Origin of the sequence: Streptomyces sp. NPDC045431, assembly GCF_040646655.1 — a bacterium.
GTDB lineage: Bacteria > Actinomycetota > Actinomycetes > Streptomycetales > Streptomycetaceae > Streptomyces.
In genome coordinates this window covers 550,286-569,388 of sequence record NZ_JBEZAQ010000002.1, presented here as the reverse complement: position 1 = coordinate 569,388, position 19,103 = coordinate 550,286, and the positions used below count along the sequence as shown (strand labels likewise).

Below are 19,103 nucleotides of genomic sequence, written 5' to 3'. Positions count from 1 at the left end.
GGCGCCCCACGCACCGCCCGGCCCACCCCCTGACCAGGGACGACAGGACACGTGAGCACGTACCGCGACCCCGCACACCGCGGCTCCGCCCGCGCCACCGTCCTGCGCACCATCTCCGCCCGCGAACGCCGCTCCCACCTCACCGCGCCCCGGGTGCCCACCGTCGGCATCGACATCGGCGGTACGAAGGTGATGGCGGGCGTCGTCGACGCCGACGGCACCATCCTCGAGCAGCTCAGGACCGAGACCCCGGACAAGTCCAAGAGCCCCAAGGTCGTCGAGGACACCATCACCGAGCTGGTCCTCGACCTCTCCGACCGGCACGACGTCCACGCCGTCGGCATCGGGGCCGCCGGCTGGGTCGACGCCGACCGCAGCCGCGTGCTGTTCGCCCCGCACCTCGCCTGGCGCAACGAGCCGCTGCGCGACGCCCTCCAGGCCCGCCTCGCCGTCCCGGTCATGGTCGACAACGACGCCAACACCGCCGCCTGGGCCGAATGGCGCTTCGGCGCCGGCCGCGGCGAGGACCACCTCGTCATGATCACGCTCGGCACCGGCATCGGCGGCGCCATCCTGGAGGACGGCCGCGTCAAGCGCGGCAAGTACGGCGTCGCCGGCGAGTTCGGGCACATGCAGGTCGTCCCCGGCGGCCACCGCTGCCCGTGCGGCAACCGCGGCTGCTGGGAGCAGTACAGCTCCGGCAACGCCCTGGTGCGGGAGGCCCGCGAGCTCGCGGCGGCCGACTCGCCGGTCGCGTACAACATCATCGAGCGCGTCAAGGGCTCCATCCCCGACATCACCGGACCGCTCATCACCGAGCTCGCCCGCGAGGGCGACGCCATGTGCGTCGAGCTGTTCCAGGACATCGGCCAGTGGCTCGGCGTCGGCATCGCGAACCTCGCGGCCGCCCTCGACCCGTCCTGCTTCGTCATCGGCGGCGGCGTCAGCGCCGCCGACGACCTGCTCATCGGCCCCGCCCGGGACGCCTTCCGCCGCCACCTCACCGGCCGCGGCTACCGCCCCGAGGCCCGGATCGCCAAGGCCCAGCTCGGGCCCGAGGCCGGCATGGTCGGCGCCGCCGACCTCGCCCGGCTCGTCGCCCGCCGCTTCCGCCGCGCCAACCGCCGCCGCGTCGAGCGCCACGAGCGGTACGAGCGCTACGCCCAGGCGCTCCGCGGCGCCCGCTCCACCGAGGAGCCGCAGCCATGACCACCCTTCTCGACCAGACCGCTCCCACGCCCGAGCCGGCCTCCGGGCGCCCCGCCGCGGAGGACCGGCGGCACATGATCCGCCGCCGCTGGGTGACCGCCGTCGTCATCGCCCTGCTCATCGGCATCCCGGCCGGCTACCTCGTCATCTCCGCCGAGCAGAGCCGCGACAGCGGCCGCGACAAGCAGGCCGAGTCCTCCGCCACCGGCCTGCGCGACAGCTGGCCGTCCAAGATGAAGCGCCGCGTCTTCGAGGTGCCGATCCCCGGCAACGCCACCGACGTGGCCTACTTCGAGACCAGCAACTGGAAGTCGAGCCGGCTGTACGTGCAGTTCACGACGGACGGCTCGGGGCTCGACGACTTCCTCCAGGACGTCGGCAGCAGCCGTTCCGAACTGGTCCCGGACCGGGTCACGATCGGCGAGCGCGACGCCGACACGGTCGGCTGGAGCTTCCCCGACTCGCACGACTGGGCCGGCACCACGCACCGGCGGCCCGACCCGCGACCCACCCGCGACATCACGGTCGACCTCACCGACCCGGCCGCCCCGCGCGTGTACGTCGTCTCCACCGCGACCCCGTGACCGGGCCGCCGCGCGGCTACGAGCGGGGGATCTGGCAGGCCCCGCTGCCCTCTTGGCCCTTGGGCGGCGGGGCGCCCTTCGGCCAGGCGAGTCCGACGAAGGTCGGCCGCTCACCGCGTACCTCCGGATCGAGCCTGACCACGGCGACGGCCTTGTTGTAGGCGTTGCCCTTGTTGTCGATGCAGATCCAGCCGCTGGCTCCGTTGACCTTGTGCACCCCCGCAGGGCGTTCCAGTCGGTGCCGATCTCCCGCAGGGTGGGGATGTAGCCGCTCTTGCGGCCCTCCGTGTGCAGCCGGATCCCCGCGATGGCGGTCTTGGCGGAGTCGTGCACGGACTCGGTGCGCGAGTCGTAGACGTCGGCGGGCCCGATCGGCCCGACGCGCGGCGGCGCCGCCAGCCGCCGCATCAGCTCACGGACCACGGCCGGTGAGCCGCCCGTCTCGGGCGGCCGGGGCTTCCTGCTGAGCCAGCGTCCGCGACCCCGTTCTCGACCGGGACCTCGGGCACGTTCACCGGCAGCCGCTCCGCGTACGTGTGGCGCAGGTTCCACAGCAGCTCGTTCTGCTGCGTCCGGTCGAGCCCCACGACCTGATGACGGGCGGCCCGCCCTTGCGCCGCAGCCTGCTTCCCACGCTCGGCCGGTTCCGCGGCTCCATCAGCAGCCCGGAGACGACGCGGGCGAGGACGCGCTCGTACGTCACCCACTTCCCCCGTCCTCGCGGCCGCCGCACCGAAGCCCCATGCGCACCGGCAGCCCCGCGTTGTTGGCGGCCATGTGTATCCGGAGCTCCCCGTACTGGCCAGGGGGAGGGAGCCGAGGCTCCGGTGATTGGCGCGATCTGGTGCCTGTGCCGGGCTGCGCCGGGTAAGGGATGCAGGACGGGAAGTCCTGGAGGGGAGCCGTGCACGAGCGCGACGGACGCCGAGAGCGCCGGTTTGGAGCCGGACGGGGCCTCGTCGCCTGGTCCGCGGGGATCCTGGCGCTCCTGTCGGCCATGCCTCTGGCGGCGAGCGGGCGCCTGCCGGACCGGTTGGCGACCCACTGGAGCGAAGCCGGGCGGCCCGACGGGTCCATGCCCGTGTGGGCGACCGCCGTCTTCCCCGCGTGCGTCTGGGCGGTTCTGGTCCTGGGCGTGGTGCTCGTCCGAAAAAGGACGAAGGACCGGGGCTGGGTGGGCGCCACGCTTCTGTCGGCAGGTGTGTTCCTGGTCGGTGGACAGGCGTCGGTCGTAGGGGCGAACCTCGACCGTACGGACTGGCACCGGGCGGGTTCCCTGACGGTCTGGGTGGTGGCGACCCTCGTGGCGACGTTCACGGCGGGCCTGATGGCGTGGCTTGCGAGCCGCCACCGTGCCACTGTCGTGGCCGAGGACTTCACACCGGCCACGACCCACCGTACGGACACGTCCGACCGACGGGGCGCTTGACCGAGAGGAACGCGCGGTCGCCGCGCGGTGGTCGAACGGGCGCAGTCCCCGGAAGGGGGGTCTCTCCGGATTCGCCGGACCCGCGACGGACCGGCGGTCTAGCGTACGGGCGTGCCGCGCGGCCTGCCGCGGTCGTGTGAGGAGGAATCGTCCTGTGCCATCGCCCTGTGACCCCGAGAACGCTCCCGCCGGTGATGTGGGTGCAGCGCTCATGATGATCGACTCTCAGCTCAAGGCCGTCTATGCCGGCCGGACCGAGATCGACGCCGAGCAGCGCCGGTTGATCGACCAGTACACCGCCTCCCTGACCAGCAGGGAGTTCCACGACCTGCTGGACGGCGCGTGCACGCTCATCTACATGTACATGAGGTGGCTGCGGATGGCCTACGAGGACCACGGCAAGGACGTCATCGAGTACGTCGTGCCGAGCCTCGTGGGCACCATGCGCAACATGCCCAAGAGCTTCCCTCCCGAGAACATCCCCACCATGGCGGGCCTGGTCATCGCGGCGGGCACCGGCCTGAGCCCCAGCCTCTGGCGCAAGCACCTCGGGGACTGGCCCCAGGAGGAGATGACCTCTCTGGAAGGCACCGCCGTCCTGCTCGCGGAGCACATCAACCGGATCACCGACGACCACGACTTCGCCACCCGGCTGATCACGGGAGCCCTGTCCCGCGCCGACGCGGACTGACGCTCGCTTGGCGGTCACCGGCCCGCCCCGGCTCGCTGCCGCGACAGCGGCCTCCGCAGGGCCCGCTTGTACCATGCCAGGCAAACCGGACGCGGAAGACCCGCGTCCGGCGGTGGAGACAGGGGGAGGCCTGGCGGGTGCCCCACCCCCGGCCGTGGGAGATCGTGAGATGTGGGAGCGTTAGCGGGTGAGTACGACGAAGACCGAAACCCTGCAATACCGCTTTGACGGGCCGGAAGACGCCCCTGTGCTGATCATGGGGCCGTCCCTCGGTACCACCTGGCACATGTGGGACCGGCAGATACCCGAGCTCACCCGCCAGTGGAGGGTCCTCCGCTTCGACCTGCCCGGGCACGGCGGTGCCCCCGCCGAACCCGCGTCCGCGGTCTCCGAGCTGACCGACCGGCTCCTCGCCACGCTCGACGGGCTCGGCGTCCACCGCTTCGGGTACGTGGGCTGCTCCATCGGCGGGGCCATCGGCACCGACCTCGCGCTGCGGGCCCCGCACCGGCTCGCCTCGCTCGCGCTGGTCGCCTCCTCGCCCCGGTTCGGCACCGCCGACGAGTTCCGCCGGCGCGGTGTGATCGTCCGCACCAACGGCCTCGACCCGATGGCCCGTACGGCGCCCGAGCGCTGGTTCACGCCCGGCTTCGCCGCCGCGCAGCCCGCCATCGTCGAGTGGGCCGTCCAGATGGTGCGTACGACCGACCCCGGCTGCTACGTCGCCGCCTGCGAGGCGCTCGCCGCCTTCGACGTGCGTGCCGAACTCGGCCGCGTCGGGGTGCCCACGCTCGTGCTGGTCGGCTCGGAGGACACCGTCACCGGCCCCGCCGAGGCCCGGACCCTGGTCGCCGGCATCCCGGACGCCCGCCTCGCGGTGGTGCCCGGCGCGTCGCACCTGGCGCCCGTGGAGCAGCCCGCCGCCGTCACGGACCTGCTGGTACGCCACTTCTCCACCTCGTGGCAGGACACCATGGCCGCCCTCGCGGCGCCGCCCGTGATGCCCGCCATCGCCGCCACGGCCCCGCACGCCGGGCCCCTCACACCGCCCGCGCCCGCCGTCCCCGCGCCCGTCGTGCCCGGCGCCGCAGCCCCCGCCCCCGCCGCACCGGCACCCGCCCCGGGTGCGCCCGCCGCCCCGGTCACCCCCGTCGCCGTGCCGCCCGCTGCGCCGGCCACCGCGTCGGCCGGCCCGGTCGTCACCGCGCCCGTCGTCGTACCCCCCGTCGCCCCCGTCGTCACCGCCCCCGCTCCCACCGCGGCGCCGGAACCGGTACCCGCAGGGCGGCCCGACCCGTACGACGCGGGCATGAAGGTGCGCCGCGAGGTCCTCGGGGACGCGCACGTGGACCGTGCCACGGCCGCCGCCGACGACTTCACCCGCGACTTCCAGGAGCTGATCACCCGCTACGCCTGGGGCGAGGTGTGGACCCGCGAGGGCCTCGACCGCCGCACCCGCAGCGTGGTCACCCTCACGGCTCTGGTCGCGGGCGGCCACCTGGACGAGCTCGCCTTCCACACCAGCGCCGCCCTGCGCAACGGCCTGTCGCCCGCCGAGATCATGGAGGTGCTCCTCCAGACCGCCGTCTACTGCGGCGTCCCGGCGGCCAACTCGGCCTTCAAGGTGGCCCAGCAGGTGATCCGCGAGGAGACGACACCACCCGAGGCGTAATCGTCCGAGGCGTAAGAGGATGCCCTCATGGAGCCGAAGCTGAAGCTGACCAAGAAGTCCCACGCCTGCGTCCGGCTGGAGAAGGACGGGCGGACGCTCGTCATCGACCCGGGCGGGTTCAGCGAGCACGACGCCGCGCTCGGCGCCGACGCGATCCTGGTCACCCACGAGCACCCGGACCACTTCGACGAGGACCGCCTCCGCGCGGCCCTGGAGGCGCACCCCGGCGCAGAGATCTGGACGCTGCGCAGCGTGGCGGAGCAGATCTCGGCGGCCTTCCCCGGCCGGGTCCACACCGTCGGCCACGGTGACACCTTCACCGCGGCCGGCTTCGACGTGCAGGTGCACGGCGAGCTGCACGCCGTGATCCACCCGGACATCCCGAGGATCACCAACATCGGGTTCCTGGTCGAGGACTCCCTCTTCCACCCCGGCGACGCGCTCACCGTGCCCGACCGGCCGGTCGAGACGCTGATGCTCCCCGTCATGGCCCCCTGGAACAAGATCTCCGAGGTCATCGACTACGTCCGCGAGGTCAAGCCGCAGCGCGCCATCGACATCCACGACGCCCTGCTCACCGACCTCGCCCGGCCGATCTACGACCGCCAGATCGGCGCCCTGGGCGGCACGGTCCACGGCCGGCTGACCCCGGGGGACTCCACCGACCTCTGACGGCCGCCGCCGGGTCCACCACCGGCTCCACCGCCGTCTGTCGGTGCCCCCGGTTAGGCTTGCCGTCATGCGCATCGCCACCTGGAACGTCAATTCGATCACCGCCCGGCTGCCCCGGCTGCTGGCCTGGCTGGAGAGCAGCGGCACGGACGTGCTGTGCATCCAGGAGACCAAGTGCACCGCCGAGCAGTTCCCCACCGAGGAGCTGCGCGCCCTCGGCTACGAGTCGTCGGTGCACGCGACCGGGCGGTGGAACGGCGTGGCCCTGGTCTCCCGGGTCGGCCTGGAGGACGTCGTCCACGGCCTGCCCGGCGGGCCCGAGTACGAGGGCGTCGCCGAGCCCCGCGCCATCTCCGGCACCTGCGGCCCGGTGCGCGTCTGGTCGGTGTACGTGCCCAACGGCCGCGAGGTCGCCCACGACCACTACGCGTACAAGCTGCGCTGGCTGGAGGCGCTCCAGGCGGCGGTGGCCGAGGACGCGGCGGGTCCGCGCCCCTTCGCGGTGCTCGGCGACTTCAACATCGCGCCGACGGACGACGACGTCTTCGACGCCGCCGCCTTCGAGGGCTCCACGCACGTCACCCCGCCGGAGCGCGCCGCGCTCGCCGGGCTGCGCGAGACCGGGCTCGACGACATCGTGCCGCGCCCGCTCAAGTACGACCACCCGTTCACGTACTGGGACTACCGCCAGCTCTGCTTCCCGAAGAACCGCGGCATGCGCATCGACCTGGTGTACGGCAACAAGCCGTTCGCCGACGCGGTCAAGGACGGCTACGTCGACCGCGAGGAGCGCAAGGGCAAGGGCGCGTCCGACCACGCACCGGTCGTCGTCGACCTCGACGTGTAGCGACGTGTAGCGGCGCGTGGCCCGACGCGTAGCGCGCGCCCTGTAGTGCCGCCGACCGGTTCGGTGCGACGCTGGTCGGTATGAACATCCCCTTCCTGGACACCTGGCGCAAACGGCGCGGCGATGGGCGCGCCCCCTCCGCCGCGGACGGCGGCGACCCGGACGGCGTGGCGAACATGCTCGCCGAGTGCGCGCTGCTGCGCGCCAGGGTCCAGGAGTTGGGGGTCCGGCTCGACGACACCCCGCGCTCCCTGGAGGCGATCGACCAGCTGCCGCCGCGCTGGCGCGACGACCCGGAGGAGCTGCCCTGGCTCGGCAACGACGCGGGCCTGTACCTCGGTACGGTCATCGTACGGACGGTGCCCGGCGCGTCCTGGCACCTGACGCCGGCCGGCCACCCGGTGGTCACGCTCGCCTCGGGGCGGGAGATCCATGTCGTCGAGGCCGGATTGGAATGGGCGATGAGCGGTTCGCCCCAGTTGTCCCAGGTGTACGCCGAAGCGGCCGAGGCCTGACAGCGCACCGCTCTGTGTAAATACGGCTTATGAGGCTTACGCCGTCTTTATGCGTGTCGGTGGTGTGAAGTCCCTTTCGCGGCTGGATAGTTTGCGCTGACCTCGACACAGCGAGCAAGGGGCAGGGCAGCGCATGGCCGTCGATCCGTTGATCGAGCTGCGGGACGTCAACAAGTACTACGGGCAGTTGCACGTCCTGCAGGACATCAATCTCACCGTCGGCCGCGGGGAGGTGGTGGTGGTCATCGGCCCGTCCGGCTCGGGCAAGTCGACCCTCTGCCGGACCATCAACCGGCTGGAGCCCATCGAGTCGGGCACCATCACCCTCGACGGGGAGAAGCTCCCCGAGGAGGGCAAGGCCCTGGCCGCGCTGCGCGCCGATGTCGGCATGGTCTTCCAGTCGTTCAACCTCTTCGCGCACAAGACCGTGCTGGAGAACGTCTCCCTCGCCCCGATAAAGGTCCGCCGGCGCAGGAAGGAGGACGCCGACCGCCGCTCCCGCGAACTGCTGGACCGCGTCGGCCTCGCCGCCCACGCCGAGAAGTACCCGGCGCAGCTCTCCGGCGGCCAGCAGCAGCGGGTGGCCATCGCCCGGGCCCTCGCCATGGACCCCAAGGTGATGCTCTTCGACGAGCCGACCTCCGCCCTCGACCCCGAGATGATCAACGAGGTCCTGGAGGTCATGCAGCAGCTCGCGCGCGACGGCATGACCATGGTCGTCGTCACCCACGAGATGGGCTTCGCCCGCTCCGCCGCCAACCGCGTCGTCTTCATGGCCGACGGCCGGATCGTCGAGGACCGCACCCCCGAGGAGTTCTTCACCGCCCCGAGCAGCGAGCGCGCCAAGGACTTCCTCTCCAAGATCCTCAAGCACTGACAGGGGGTGTACGACGATGACGCGCGCGCGACACGCCCTCGTGGCCCTCGTGCTGGTGGCGCTCGCCACCGCGGCCACCGCCTGCGGCAAGGACGGCAGCCCGCCGGTCAAGGGGCCGCAGCCCGATGAACTGCCCGTCTACCGGGTGGCGACCGGCTTCCGGCTGCCCGACTCGCCGACCTGGAACCGCGCCAAGCGCCGCGGCCACCTGGTCGTCGGTGCCAAGGAGGACCAGCCGTACCTGGGGGAGAAGGACCCGGCCACCGGCCGCTACTTCGGCTTCGACATCGAGATCGCCCGGATGACCGCCGCCTCCCTCGGCTTCGACCCGGACACCATCGAGTTCCGGACCATCGCCTCCGCCAACCGCGAGACCGCCCTCCAGAACGGCCAGGTCGACTACTACGTCGGCACCTACACCATCAACGACAACCGCAAGAAGCTCGTCGGCTTCGCCGGGCCCTACTACATGGCCGGCCAGTCCCTCCTCGTCCGCACCGACGAGGACGACATCAAGGGCCCCCGGGACCTCGCCGGCAAGCGGGTCTGCTCGGCCGCCGGCTCCACCCCCTACCAGCGCATCGCCGCCGAGTACCCCGAAGCCGACCTCGTCGCGTACGACACGTACGCCGTCTGCGTCGACAACCTGCTGACCTTCCAGGTCGACGCCGTCACCACCGACGACACCATCCTGCTCGGCTTCGCCGCCAAGGCCCCCGACGAGCTGAAGGTGGTCGGCAAGCCCTTCTCCCAGGAGCCGTACGGTATCGGCGTCCCGCGCTCCGACAACGCGCTGCGGTTCGCCGTCGACGACGCCCTCGCGGCCAACGAGAGGAACGGCAACTGGAAGAAGGCGTACGACGCCACGCTCGGCCTCTCCGGCGTCCCGGCGCCGAAGCCGCCGGCCATCGACCGCTACCCGGCGAGCTGAGGAGGCAGCAGTCATGGACGTACTGACAGAGAACTGGTCCGTCTACGGTGAGGGGTTCCTCGGCACCGTCGAACTCACCGTCTACTCCTCGCTCCTCGCCCTCGTGCTCGGCTTCGTCATGGCGTCGTTCCGCGTCGCGCCCGTCCGCGCGCTGCGCGCCTTCGGCGCCGCGTGGGTGACGGTCCTGCGCAACACCCCCCTCACCCTCCTCTTCTTCGCCGTCCTCCTCGGCCTGCCGCGCTTCGGACTGGTCCTGCCCTTCACGCTCTTCGCGGTCATCGCACTCGGCTGCTACACCTCCGCCTTCATCTGCGAGGCGCTGCGCTCCGGCATCAACACCGTGCCGACGGGCCAGGGCGAGGCGGCCCGGAGCCTGGGCATGACCTTCGGCCAGACGCTGGGCAACGTCGTCCTGCCGCAGGCCTTCCGCACGGTCATCCCGCCCGTCGGCTCCACCCTCATCGCCCTCGCCAAGAACTCCGCGATCGCGGGCGCGTTCAGCGTCACCGAGCTCCTCGGGACGTACCGCACCCTCAACGAGCTGGGCTACAGCATCATCTGGACCTTCGTCTGGATCGCCGTGGGGTACCTGATCGTCACCCTCACCATCAGCGCGCTCTTCAACGTGCTGGAGAAGCGCTGGGGAGTCGCCCGATGACCACCACCGCCCTCTATGACATCCCGGGGCCCAGGGCCCGGCGCCGGCACCTCACCTACGGGCTGGTCGCCACCGCCGCGATCCTCGCCCTCGTCGGCTGGGTCGTCCATCTCCTCTTCGACACCGAGCAGTTCACGTACGCCAAGTGGAACCCGTTCGCGTACGAGGGCATCCAGGAGCTCCTGCTGCGCGGGCTGGGCAACACGCTCAAGGCGTTCGCGCTCGCCGCGGTGCTGTCGCTCGCGCTGGGCGCGGTGCTCGCCCTCGGGCGCCTCTCCGAGCGCCGGGTCTTCCGCTGGGCGGCCACGCTCGTGGTCGAGTTCTTCCGCGCCATGCCCGTCCTGGTGATGATCTTCTTCATCTTCGTGGCGCTGCGGGTGCACCCGCTGCCCGCGCTCGTCGCCGGACTGACGCTCTACAACGGCTCGGTCCTCGCCGAGGTGTTCCGTACCGGCGTCAACTCCGTGGAGCGCGGGCAGCGCGAGGCCGCGTACTCGCTCGGCATGCGCAAGACGCAGGTGATGATGTACGTCCTGGTACCGCAGGGCGTGCGCGCCATGCTGCCCGCCATCATCAGCCAGCTGGTGGTCGCCCTGAAGGACACCTCGCTCGGCTTCCTCATCACCTACGAGGAGTTCCTCCACGCGGGCAAGCTGATCGCGTCCAACCTCGACTACGATCTGCCGTTCATCCCCGTGGTGATGGTGATCTCGCCGATCTACATCGGGATGTGCATGCTGCTCTCCTGGTTCGCCACCTGGGTGGCGCGCAAGGAGCGCCGCAGCCCCAAGACCGAGGGAGTGGAGGTCGCACCGCCGTCCGAACCGGGACCCCTGCTGCCGGGGAGGCCCGCCAAGCCCTAGGGGGTGTCTTGCCGATCTTGCCGGGCTCGCGACGCCTGGCACCATGCCTCGCCGCGTTGTCGTCGGTCGCCAATGCTCCGCAGTGGCTCCCTCCTCCGCCTTGCGATGCACGGCACCAGACGCCGCTCCCTGATCCAGCCTGATCGACAAGACACCCCCTAGCCAGAAGGGCCAACCCCGCCCGGCGGCGGCCGGAGATCACTCCTCGCGCAGCGGCACCGACACGTACGACGGGTCGGACGCCGGCGAGGAGAAGGTCAGCCGCGCGCCGGACGGGTTGTGCTCGATGTACAGCGGGTCGACCGTGTCGACGACCAGCGCGAGCCGGTGGCCGGCCGGCACGTCGTACGCCGTGGAGAACAGCTCCAGGTCCACGGCGAACGGCTCGCCGGGCACCTTGTCGTGGAAGGTGTACGGCGCGTTGCTGACCAGCTTGCCCACGCCGAGCGGGCCCACGTCGTAGAGGTACGCGACGAGGGTGCCGCTCGACGCGGTGCTGGTGACCGTGGTGTGCAGCTTCGCCGTGCCCCGGACGCGCTGGGCGGAGTCGTACCGCTCGGACTGCCACACGCCGGCGAAGGCGCGGGGGAGGAGCGGGATGGAGGCGAGCGGCGGGAGCTTGAGGAACTGGTCGAGGGCGTTGGACAGCATGACGATGCCGCCGTTGGCGCCCGAGTCGACGTTCGCGTACACCTTCTGGCCGTCCGCCAGGGTGATCTTGCGCTCGGTCGCGCCGACCGACTTCCAGTCGGGGTAGCCCTCGTAGCCGCCGCCCGTGCGGGACTTCAGCTGGACCGGCCGCTCCCGGTCGATGCCGTTGGCCGCACCCTTGAGGTGGTGGTCGAACCAGCGGTGGGCGTTGGTCCAGGTGTCGTTGGGCAGGCCCAGCAGGCCGGTCGCCTCGGCCGTGGCGTGGTCGCCGGGGCGCAGTTCCAGGCGCTTGGGGCCGGTGAGCTTCTCGTAGAAGGAGGCGTACTGGTTGGGCGGGAAGATGGTGTCGCCCCAGGCGTTGCCGAGCATGATGGCGGTGCCGTTGGCGTTGAACCGGTCGAGGTACGTGACGGGGGAGCGCTTGGCACCCCAGGCGATCATCTCGTCCTCGCGGTCCAGGTTGGAGGCGAGGAAGTCCCTGAGCGTCTGCTGCAGTTCGGCGCTGGGGCGGCCGGTGAGGTAGCCGGTGCCGCCGAGCATCGCGGCGGCCTGGAGGTGCTGCGTACGGCCGCTGTAGATCGAGTCGATGAGGTCGGCCCAGCCGCTCATCGCCACCACGGCCTTGACGCGCTTGTCGTGGGCGGCGGCGAGCAGGCTGATGCCCGCGCCGTAGCTGACGCCCGCCATGCCCACGCGCTCGGGGTCGGCGGGGGTGTGGGCCAGCGCCCAGTCGATGACCTTGGAGGCGTCGGCGACGTCCGGCGGGCCCGCGACCTCGACGTGTCCGCCGGACTGCCAGAAGCCGCGCGAGTTGTAGGCGACCACCACATAGCCGGCGTCGGCGAGCTTCTTCGCCTGGGCGAGGTACTCGATCTGGGGCATGGACCAGCTGGTCGGCAGCACGATCACGGGGTAGCGGCGGGTGCCGTCGGAGTCCGCGGGCGTGACCACGTTGGCCTTGAGCACGGTGCCGCCGTCACCGGTGATGTCGACGAACCGTATACCGCCGGTCGTCTCGCCGGCGGCGGCGGTGGGCGCGAACCCCAGGGCCGTTCCGGCCAGCAGGGCGGCCGAGACGGCGCCGGTCGTCGTGGTGCGCAGGGATGTACGCAGGGCGGTGCGCGGCTTTCCCACGGTTCGTTCCCCCATCGTCGGTCAACGCTTGAAAGGTGAACCGAAGGAAAACACGGCGGGCTTACCCGAAGTAACCCGTCGGTAAGTTACGCACTGGTAACGATATTGGACCTCGTGTCAACGAGGGCCGCGGCGGGCCCGCCCCCGCCGGTCAGCGCAGGGCGCTCTTCGCCTGCCACTCGGCCCAGGAGAGGTTCCACTCGCCGTAGCCGTTGTTCAGCGCCTGCGTGCCCTTGGCGTCGCCGCCCGTGACCTCGAACGGGTCGCCGACCTGCACCTGCTCGTACAGCGACCGGGCGTCGGCGGTCGTCATGCCGAGGCAGCCGGAGCTCTTGTTGGCGTTGCCCATGTAGCGGGCGTTCCACGGCGCGGCGTGCGCGTACATCCCCGACCAGGTCAGCCGCATCGAGTAGTCGACCATCTTGTCGTACGCGTCGCCCAGGCCGACCGTCTCGGAGCGCATGTTGATCGTGCCCTCCTTCGACATCAGGACCGTCTTGCCGCGCCACGACGCCTTCTCGCCGCCCGGCGTGCCGCCCGACATGGGCAGGTCCTCGACCACCCGGCCGTCCCGCAGCAGCTTCAGCCGGTGGGTGTCGAGGTCGGCCTTCACCACCTGGTTCCTGCCGATGGTGAAGGTCGTCGCGTAGTCGCGTACGAACCAGCCGCCGGACCCGCCGGTGTCGATGCCGTTCAGCTCCGCGTTCAGGGTGACCTTGGTGCCGGGCTGCCAGTACTGCTTCGGGCGCCAGTCGACCCGGTCCTTGCCCGACCAGTCCTGCATCCAGCCCCACGAGCCGGTGGTGTTGTTCGACGTCGTCACCTTGAGGTGCTTCTCCACCTCGGCCTTGTTCTTCACCGGGTGGTCGAAGACGATCGACAGCGGCTGGCCGATGCCGACCGTGGTGTTCTTGCCCGGGGCCAGCGTCAGCTTGTTCACCTTGCCGGCGGCGGCGGTGGTGAAGCCCGCCGTGGCCGTGCCGCCGTTCGCGTCCCGCGCCTGGACCGTGTAACCGGTGCCGGGGGCGGCCCTCCGCGCCGACGTCCAGGACCTCCCGTCGGCGGAGAGCGTGCCCGTGAGCGTGGCGCCCTGGGAGTCGGTGACCGTGACCTGCTTCAGGGTGCCCTCGGCGAGCGTGACGCGGACCGGCTCACCCGCGCGGGCCTGCTCGCCGGAGAGGTTCACCGAGATACGGGTCGCGGGCTTGGCGCCCTTGCCGCCCCCGTCGTCGGCCTGGGCGGCGCCGGAGCCGCCCGAGCACGCGGTCAGGGCGGCCATGGCCAGACCCGCGGTACCGGACAGGACGGCGGTGCGGAAGGGGCGGCGGCGCGGGCAGGTGCGGCGGAGCAGGGTCAACGGGAACCTCCGGTGCGATCTTTCGTCCCCGAGTGAGAGGGCGATCGGAGGCGACCGGTTGCGTTAAATCGGAAGATTTCCGCCCGTGCCGGATGTGACGTATGCCGCGGTTTCGCCGGCGGTCCGCGCCGCCCGCGTCACATCGGCGACCAGCTCCACCACGTCGGGACCGTACGCCTCCGAATTGACCACCTTCAGCAGGAGCACGAACGATCCGTCGGCGCCGTACGTGCGGGCCAGCTTCTCGTGGTGGCGCACCAGGTAGCGAGTGGCCGCCTGGTTGGTGATCGCACGCTGCCCGCAGAAGAGGAACACCGGCCTCCGGCCCTCGCCCGCCGTCAGCCGGCCGAGGAGCACGTACTCGCTCACGCCCGGGTCCGCGCGGTAGCGCTCGGAGCCGATGGTGAACATCGCCCGGTCCTCGACGGGCTCCGGAGCCGTGGAGACCGAGAGGCCCGGCAGCAGGGTGCGCAGATGTGCCTCCATACGGCGATTCGACCCCGGCCCGCCGACGCAGAACTCGGTGCGCTCGCCGAAGCCCTGCTGCGCCGAGTCGTGCGACACGATCCGCGCGTGGGCGCCGCAGTCCTTGATGAGCGCCGCCAGTTCGAGCAGCGCGAACACGTCGAAGCGCCGGACGGCGCCGTCGGTGCCCGCGTCGCGGTTGACGACGAGCAGGCACTCGGCGTTCCCCGGCAGCCCGAAGAAGGTCTGCTTGCGGCGGAGCCCGCGGCGCCACAGGGCCGTGCGGGCCACCCAGCCGAGCCCCGCGCTGACCCCGGTGGCTATCACACCGAGCACGATGTTGAGCACGTCGTCATACATGGGCGCGCATGCTACTGGCACCGTGTCGGCGGGGTCCTGGCGAGGGGCCTTCCCCGAAGTTACGCTCGCCGGACGGTCGTTCGACGGTCGTCTGACTGGAGGTACGGATGCGTCGCACCACGGTACGGAACCTCTCGCTCGTCGCGGTCACCGCGACGACCCTCACGGTGGGCGCGGCCGCGCCACCGACACCCGCGTCCGGTACGACGACACCCGTCAAATCACCGGTGGCGGTGGGGTACGGAGGCGCCGTCGCCAGCGTCGACCCCGACGCCTCGGCCGCCGGCATCGAGGTGCTGCGGCGCGGCGGCAACGCCGTCGACGCCGCGGTGGCCACGGCCGCCGCGCTCGGCGTCACCGAGCCGTACTCGGCGGGCATCGGCGGGGGCGGCTACTTCGTCCACTACGACGCCAAGACCCGCCAGGTGCGCACCATCGACGGCCGCGAGACCGCGCCGCTCTCCGCCGACGCCTCGCTCCTCCTCGGCGCGGACGGCAAGCCCCTGCCCTTCGACGAGGCCATGACCAGCGGGCTGAGCGTCGGCACCCCCGGCACCCCCGCCACCTGGAAGGCCGCGCTCGACGCCTGGGGCACCAAGCCACTGCGCGACCTGCTGAAGCCCGCCGAGCGGCTCGCCCGCGACGGCTTCACCGTCGACGCCACCTTCCGCGCGCAGACCGCCGCCAACGAGGCCCGGTTCCGCGACTTCCCCGCCTCCGCCGAGCTCTTCCTGCCGGGCGGCCGGCTGCCCGAGGTCGGCTCGACGTTCAAGAACCCCGACCTGGCGCGGACGTACGAGAAGCTGGGCCGGCACGGCACCGGGGCGCTGTACCGGGGCGAGCTCGCCCGCGACATCGTCCGCACCGTGCAGGACCCGCCGGTACGGGAGGGCGCCCGGCGCACCGTACGGGCCGGGGACCTGACGGAGCGTGACCTCGCCCGGTACGAGACGGTGTGGCGCAAGCCCACGAGGATGTCGTACCGCGGCCTCGACGTCTACGGCATGGCACCGTCGTCGTCGGGCGGCACCACCGTGGGCGAGGCGCTGAACATCCTGGAGCGCACCGACCTGTCGTCCCTGTCCCAGGCCCGGTACCTGCACCGGTTCATCGAGGCGAGCCGGATCGCGTTCGCGGACCGGGGGCGCTGGGTCGGCGACCCGGCGTTCGAGGACGTACCCCTACGCGGGCTGCTGTCGCAGAGGTTCGCCGACGCGCGCGCGTGCCTCATCCGCGACGACGCCGTCCTGACCAGCCCCCTCGCACCGGGCGACCCGCGCCACCCGCAACCGTGCGCGGCGGCCGGCACCGCGGCCCCGACGACGTACGAGGGCGAGAACACCACCCACCTGACGGCGTCCGACAAGTGGGGCAACGTCGTCGCGTACACCCTGACCATCGAGTCCACGGGCGGCAGCGGCATCACCGTGCCGGGGCGCGGCTTCCTGCTCAACAACGAGCTGACCGACTTCTCCTTCGCCCCGGCGAACCCGGCGGTCCACGACCCGAACCTCCCCGGCCCCGGCAAGCGCCCCCGCTCCTCCATGTCCCCGACGATCGTCCTCGACGGTCACGCACGGCCGGTCCTGGCCCTCGGCTCGCCGGGCGGCGCCACCATCATCACCACCGTCCTGCAGACCCTGACCGGCGTGGTCGACCGCGACCTGCCGCTGGTCGAGGCCATCGCGGCGCCGCGCGCCAGCCAGCGCAACCAGACGACGACCGAGCTCGAACCCGCCCTCTACGGCAGCCCCCTGCGCACCGAGCTGGAGGCGCTGGGCCACCGCTTCCGCGAGAACCCCGAGATCGGCGCGGCCACCGGCATCCAGCGCCTGTCCGACGGCCGCTGGCTCGCCGCCGCGGAGACGACCCGGCGCGGCGGCGGCTCGGCGATGGTGGTCCGGCCGGCCCGATAGGGCCGGCCGTCCAGGCTGCTACCAGGCGACCGGCAGCGTCTGCGGCCCCCGGATCAGGCCCTTGCTCTGCCACACCATGTCCTCCGGCTCCACCGCGAGCCGGAGGCCCGGGAACCGGCTGAGCAGGCTGGAGAGCATCACCTCCGACTCCATGCGGGTGAGCTGGGCGCCCATGCAGTGGTGCGGCCCGTGGCCGAACGCCAGGTGGCCCAGCTCGCTGCGGTCGAAGTCGAGCGCGTCGGGGTCGTCGAAGACCTCCGGGTCGCGGTTGGCCGCCAGGTACGAGGCGTAGACCACCTCACCCGCCCGGATCAGGACGCCGCCGACCTCCAGGTCCTCCGTGGCCACGCGCGGCAGGCCCACGCCGTTGCGGTGCGGGATGAACCGCAGCAGCTCGTCCACCGCCCGCGGCAGCAGCTCCGGCTCGGCGCGCAGCCGGGCGAGGTGCGTGGGGTGTGTGAGCAGCGCGTACACCATGTTGGCGCTGTTGTTGCGGACCGCGTGCGCGCCGCTGACCTGGATCGCGGTGGTGACGGAGACGGCCTCCTCCTGGTTGAGCTCCCCGCGGTCCAGGGCCTCCGCCAGCACCGTCGCCAGGTCCTCCCGGGGCTCGCGGCGGCGCAGCTCCAGCAGTTCGTTGATGTACGCCGTCAGCTCGGCCTTCACCTGGCGGCTGCGCTCCGGGCCCGGCCCGGTCGACATGATCAGGTCGGGCCAGCCCGCCAGCCGGGACCGGTCCTCCTCCGGTACGCCGAGGAGGTCGCTGACCACCGACAGCGGCAGCGGCCCGTGGAGCATCGCCATGAGGTCCGCGGGCGGCCCGTGCCGCTCCACCTCGTCGAGCAGGCGGTCCGCGGTCCGCTGAGCCAGCGGGCGGAGCCGCTTCATGCCCTGCACGGTGAACGCCCTCGCGACGACCTTCCGCAGCCGGGAGTGGTCCGGCGGGTCGACGTAGTTGAAGCCCGCGCTGGACGCGATCTGGTGCGCCGTCATCCCGGTCGCCTTCGCCGTCCGCTCCACCAGCGCCCGCCGGCTGAACCGGGAGTCCGACGTCACCAGCCGGACGTCCTCGTACCGCGTCACGAGCCACGCCTCGCCCTCGCCGTACGGCAGGCGGATGCGGGCCACGGGCTCCTCGCGCAGCACCTCCTCCAGCAGCGGGTCGAACTCCAGGCCGGGCAGGTCGTCGATCGCCCAGAAGCGCGCGGGCGGGGTCTCCGCCGTGGTGGTCTGTGTCATCCCGGTGCTCGCTTTCCCGTAGGTCCGTTCAGGCCGGAGACATCTGTTCCCGGACCGGCCGCGGGCCCCCGCGGCACCCGGCGGGCTCCCCCCGGACGGACCAAAGGGAAAATAAACACACTTGATCGTATGAATGGGTGACTGTGCGTCGGATTCCCGTGGGACGGGTGGGCCCGCCGGGCAAGGACGAGCTCGTCGGCACGAGCAGCCACAGGAGATCAGGAATGCCCAGAACTTCCCGCACGTCCCGCGTCGCCGTGCGCGGCGCGTTCGCCGCCTCCGTCATCGCCACGTCCCTGACGGCGTTCCCCGCCCACGCCGAGGACGCCCACAGAGCCCTCCCCAGCCACCAGTGCACCGTCAACGGCAAGACCGTGGAACCCGGCGAGCGCGTCAACGGCACCAGCCGGGACGACAAGATCGAGTGCGAGAACGACATCGAGAACGTCATCATCTGGGGCGGTGGTGGCAACGACAACATCCGGGTCAAGGGACTCATCCTCGACTCCCAGGTGCTCGGCGGCGACGGCGACGACACCATCCAGACCAGCCACCTGATGCCGCGCCACGGCTACTCGACCGTCCGCGGCAACAGCGGCCACGACACCATCATCGTCGCCACCGTCCGCGGCACGGCCGACCACGGCGCCACCGTCTACGGCGACATGGGCAACGACCGCATCACCGTCGGCAGCGTCCACGGCGCCCCCGGCGACTACGCCCGCGGCGGCGGCCAGGTCTTCGGCAACGACGGCACGGACCGCATCTCCAGCGGGACCATCGACTTCGGCGGCCGGGTCCTCGGCGGCTCGGAGAACGACCTCATCGAGGCCAAGGCCGTCGGCCCCGAGGCGGGCGGCACCATCCAGGGCGGCCCCGGCGTCGACACCATCCACGGCACCGACAACTCCGTCCTCTCCGCCGGTCCCGGCTGGGGCGTCGTGGACGGCGGCCTCGACGTCGACAAGTGCCGGGTCGAGCACGCCGCGCCGGACCGCGCCCGCAGCACCATCGCCAGCTGCCCGTGAGGCGC

At 72.0% G+C, this 19,103-nt stretch carries 20 protein-coding genes; 14 read left to right on the top strand and 6 right to left on the bottom strand.

Features of this window, described 5'->3' with window-relative positions; all coding sequences use genetic code 11:
* The first annotated feature begins 51 nt into the window (after window positions 1-51).
* On the top strand, window positions 52-1,209 hold the full coding sequence (locus AB0A69_RS07075) for an ROK family glucokinase (protein WP_361416188.1): 1,158 nt from the start codon (window positions 52-54) through the stop codon (window positions 1,207-1,209).
* 74 nt (window positions 1,210-1,283) lie between these two features.
* The gene (locus tag AB0A69_RS07070; RefSeq protein WP_361416852.1) at window positions 1,284-1,793 is read left to right on the top strand and encodes a hypothetical protein; all 510 of its coding nucleotides are present in this window, start codon (window positions 1,284-1,286) and stop codon (window positions 1,791-1,793) included.
* A 16-nt stretch (window positions 1,794-1,809) separates the two neighbouring features.
* Here the strand turns inward: AB0A69_RS07070 and AB0A69_RS07065 are convergent, their stop codons facing one another.
* Entirely contained in the window at window positions 1,810-2,010 is a 201-nt protein-coding gene (locus AB0A69_RS07065) for a hypothetical protein (protein ID WP_361416186.1), read from the bottom strand.
* 190 nt (window positions 2,011-2,200) lie between these two features.
* On the bottom strand, window positions 2,201-2,380 hold the full coding sequence (locus AB0A69_RS07060; protein ID WP_361416184.1) for a hypothetical protein: 180 nt from the start codon (window positions 2,378-2,380) through the stop codon (window positions 2,201-2,203).
* Between the two features lie 317 nt (window positions 2,381-2,697).
* Between AB0A69_RS07060 and AB0A69_RS07055 the strand changes: the two genes are divergently transcribed.
* The 10 genes from AB0A69_RS07055 to AB0A69_RS07010 all read left to right on the top strand — a co-directional run bounded on the left by AB0A69_RS07055 (window position 2,698) and on the right by AB0A69_RS07010 (window position 10,948).
* Window positions 2,698-3,222 (top strand): DUF1648 domain-containing protein, encoded by a 525-nt coding sequence (locus AB0A69_RS07055; protein WP_361416182.1) that lies wholly within the window; start codon window positions 2,698-2,700, stop codon window positions 3,220-3,222.
* 154 nt (window positions 3,223-3,376) lie between these two features.
* Window positions 3,377-3,913: a hypothetical protein gene (locus AB0A69_RS07050; RefSeq protein WP_361416180.1), complete on the top strand. Its 537-nt coding sequence runs from the start codon at window positions 3,377-3,379 to the stop codon at window positions 3,911-3,913.
* A 187-nt stretch (window positions 3,914-4,100) separates the two neighbouring features.
* Window positions 4,101-5,585 carry a 4-carboxymuconolactone decarboxylase gene (gene pcaC, locus AB0A69_RS07045; RefSeq protein ID WP_361416178.1) on the top strand — a complete coding sequence of 495 codons (1,485 nt, stop codon included), beginning with the start codon at window positions 4,101-4,103 and terminating at the stop codon, window positions 5,583-5,585.
* Window positions 5,586-5,612: 27 nt separating this feature from the next.
* Window positions 5,613-6,257: an MBL fold metallo-hydrolase gene (locus tag AB0A69_RS07040; protein WP_361416176.1), complete on the top strand. Its 645-nt coding sequence runs from the start codon at window positions 5,613-5,615 to the stop codon at window positions 6,255-6,257.
* A 67-nt stretch (window positions 6,258-6,324) separates the two neighbouring features.
* Window positions 6,325-7,104, top strand: a complete 780-nt coding sequence (locus AB0A69_RS07035; RefSeq protein ID WP_361416174.1) for an exodeoxyribonuclease III — start codon at window positions 6,325-6,327, stop codon at window positions 7,102-7,104.
* A gap of 80 nt (window positions 7,105-7,184) precedes the next feature.
* Window positions 7,185-7,619, top strand: a complete 435-nt coding sequence (locus tag AB0A69_RS07030; protein ID WP_361416172.1) for a DUF6278 family protein — start codon at window positions 7,185-7,187, stop codon at window positions 7,617-7,619.
* Window positions 7,620-7,752: 133 nt separating this feature from the next.
* Window positions 7,753-8,496, top strand: coding sequence for an amino acid ABC transporter ATP-binding protein (locus AB0A69_RS07025; RefSeq protein ID WP_361416170.1), 744 nt, complete (start codon window positions 7,753-7,755; stop codon window positions 8,494-8,496).
* A 16-nt stretch (window positions 8,497-8,512) separates the two neighbouring features.
* On the top strand, window positions 8,513-9,427 hold the full coding sequence (locus tag AB0A69_RS07020; RefSeq protein ID WP_361416168.1) for a glutamate ABC transporter substrate-binding protein: 915 nt from the start codon (window positions 8,513-8,515) through the stop codon (window positions 9,425-9,427).
* Window positions 9,428-9,440: 13 nt separating this feature from the next.
* Window positions 9,441-10,085 carry an amino acid ABC transporter permease gene (locus tag AB0A69_RS07015; RefSeq protein ID WP_361416166.1) on the top strand — a complete coding sequence of 215 codons (645 nt, stop codon included), beginning with the start codon at window positions 9,441-9,443 and terminating at the stop codon, window positions 10,083-10,085.
* Window positions 10,082-10,948: an amino acid ABC transporter permease gene (locus AB0A69_RS07010; RefSeq protein WP_361416164.1), complete on the top strand. Its 867-nt coding sequence runs from the start codon at window positions 10,082-10,084 to the stop codon at window positions 10,946-10,948. The genes AB0A69_RS07015 and AB0A69_RS07010 overlap by 4 nt, the downstream gene beginning before the upstream one ends.
* A gap of 198 nt (window positions 10,949-11,146) precedes the next feature.
* On the opposite strand, the gene AB0A69_RS07005 is transcribed toward AB0A69_RS07010, so the two are convergent.
* The 3 genes from AB0A69_RS07005 to AB0A69_RS06995 form a co-directional block, all read right to left on the bottom strand.
* Window positions 11,147-12,748 (bottom strand): CocE/NonD family hydrolase, encoded by a 1,602-nt coding sequence (locus AB0A69_RS07005; RefSeq protein WP_361416162.1) that lies wholly within the window; start codon window positions 12,746-12,748, stop codon window positions 11,147-11,149.
* A 136-nt stretch (window positions 12,749-12,884) separates the two neighbouring features.
* On the bottom strand, window positions 12,885-14,090 hold the full coding sequence (locus AB0A69_RS07000) for an Ig-like domain-containing protein (protein ID WP_361416160.1): 1,206 nt from the start codon (window positions 14,088-14,090) through the stop codon (window positions 12,885-12,887).
* Between the two features lie 63 nt (window positions 14,091-14,153).
* Window positions 14,154-14,915: a hypothetical protein gene (locus AB0A69_RS06995; protein ID WP_361416158.1), complete on the bottom strand. Its 762-nt coding sequence runs from the start codon at window positions 14,913-14,915 to the stop codon at window positions 14,154-14,156.
* 107 nt (window positions 14,916-15,022) lie between these two features.
* Between AB0A69_RS06995 and ggt the strand changes: the two genes are divergently transcribed.
* The gene (gene ggt / locus AB0A69_RS06990; RefSeq protein ID WP_361416156.1) at window positions 15,023-16,831 is read left to right on the top strand and encodes a gamma-glutamyltransferase; all 1,809 of its coding nucleotides are present in this window, start codon (window positions 15,023-15,025) and stop codon (window positions 16,829-16,831) included.
* An 18-nt stretch (window positions 16,832-16,849) separates the two neighbouring features.
* On the opposite strand, the gene AB0A69_RS06985 is transcribed toward ggt, so the two are convergent.
* Window positions 16,850-18,070, bottom strand: a complete 1,221-nt coding sequence (locus tag AB0A69_RS06985) for a cytochrome P450 (RefSeq protein WP_361416154.1) — start codon at window positions 18,068-18,070, stop codon at window positions 16,850-16,852.
* A gap of 224 nt (window positions 18,071-18,294) precedes the next feature.
* On the opposite strand from AB0A69_RS06985, the gene AB0A69_RS06980 reads away from it, so the two are divergent.
* Window positions 18,295-19,098, top strand: coding sequence for a hypothetical protein (locus AB0A69_RS06980; protein WP_361416152.1), 804 nt, complete (start codon window positions 18,295-18,297; stop codon window positions 19,096-19,098).
* The last annotated feature ends 5 nt before the right edge of the window (window positions 19,099-19,103 follow it).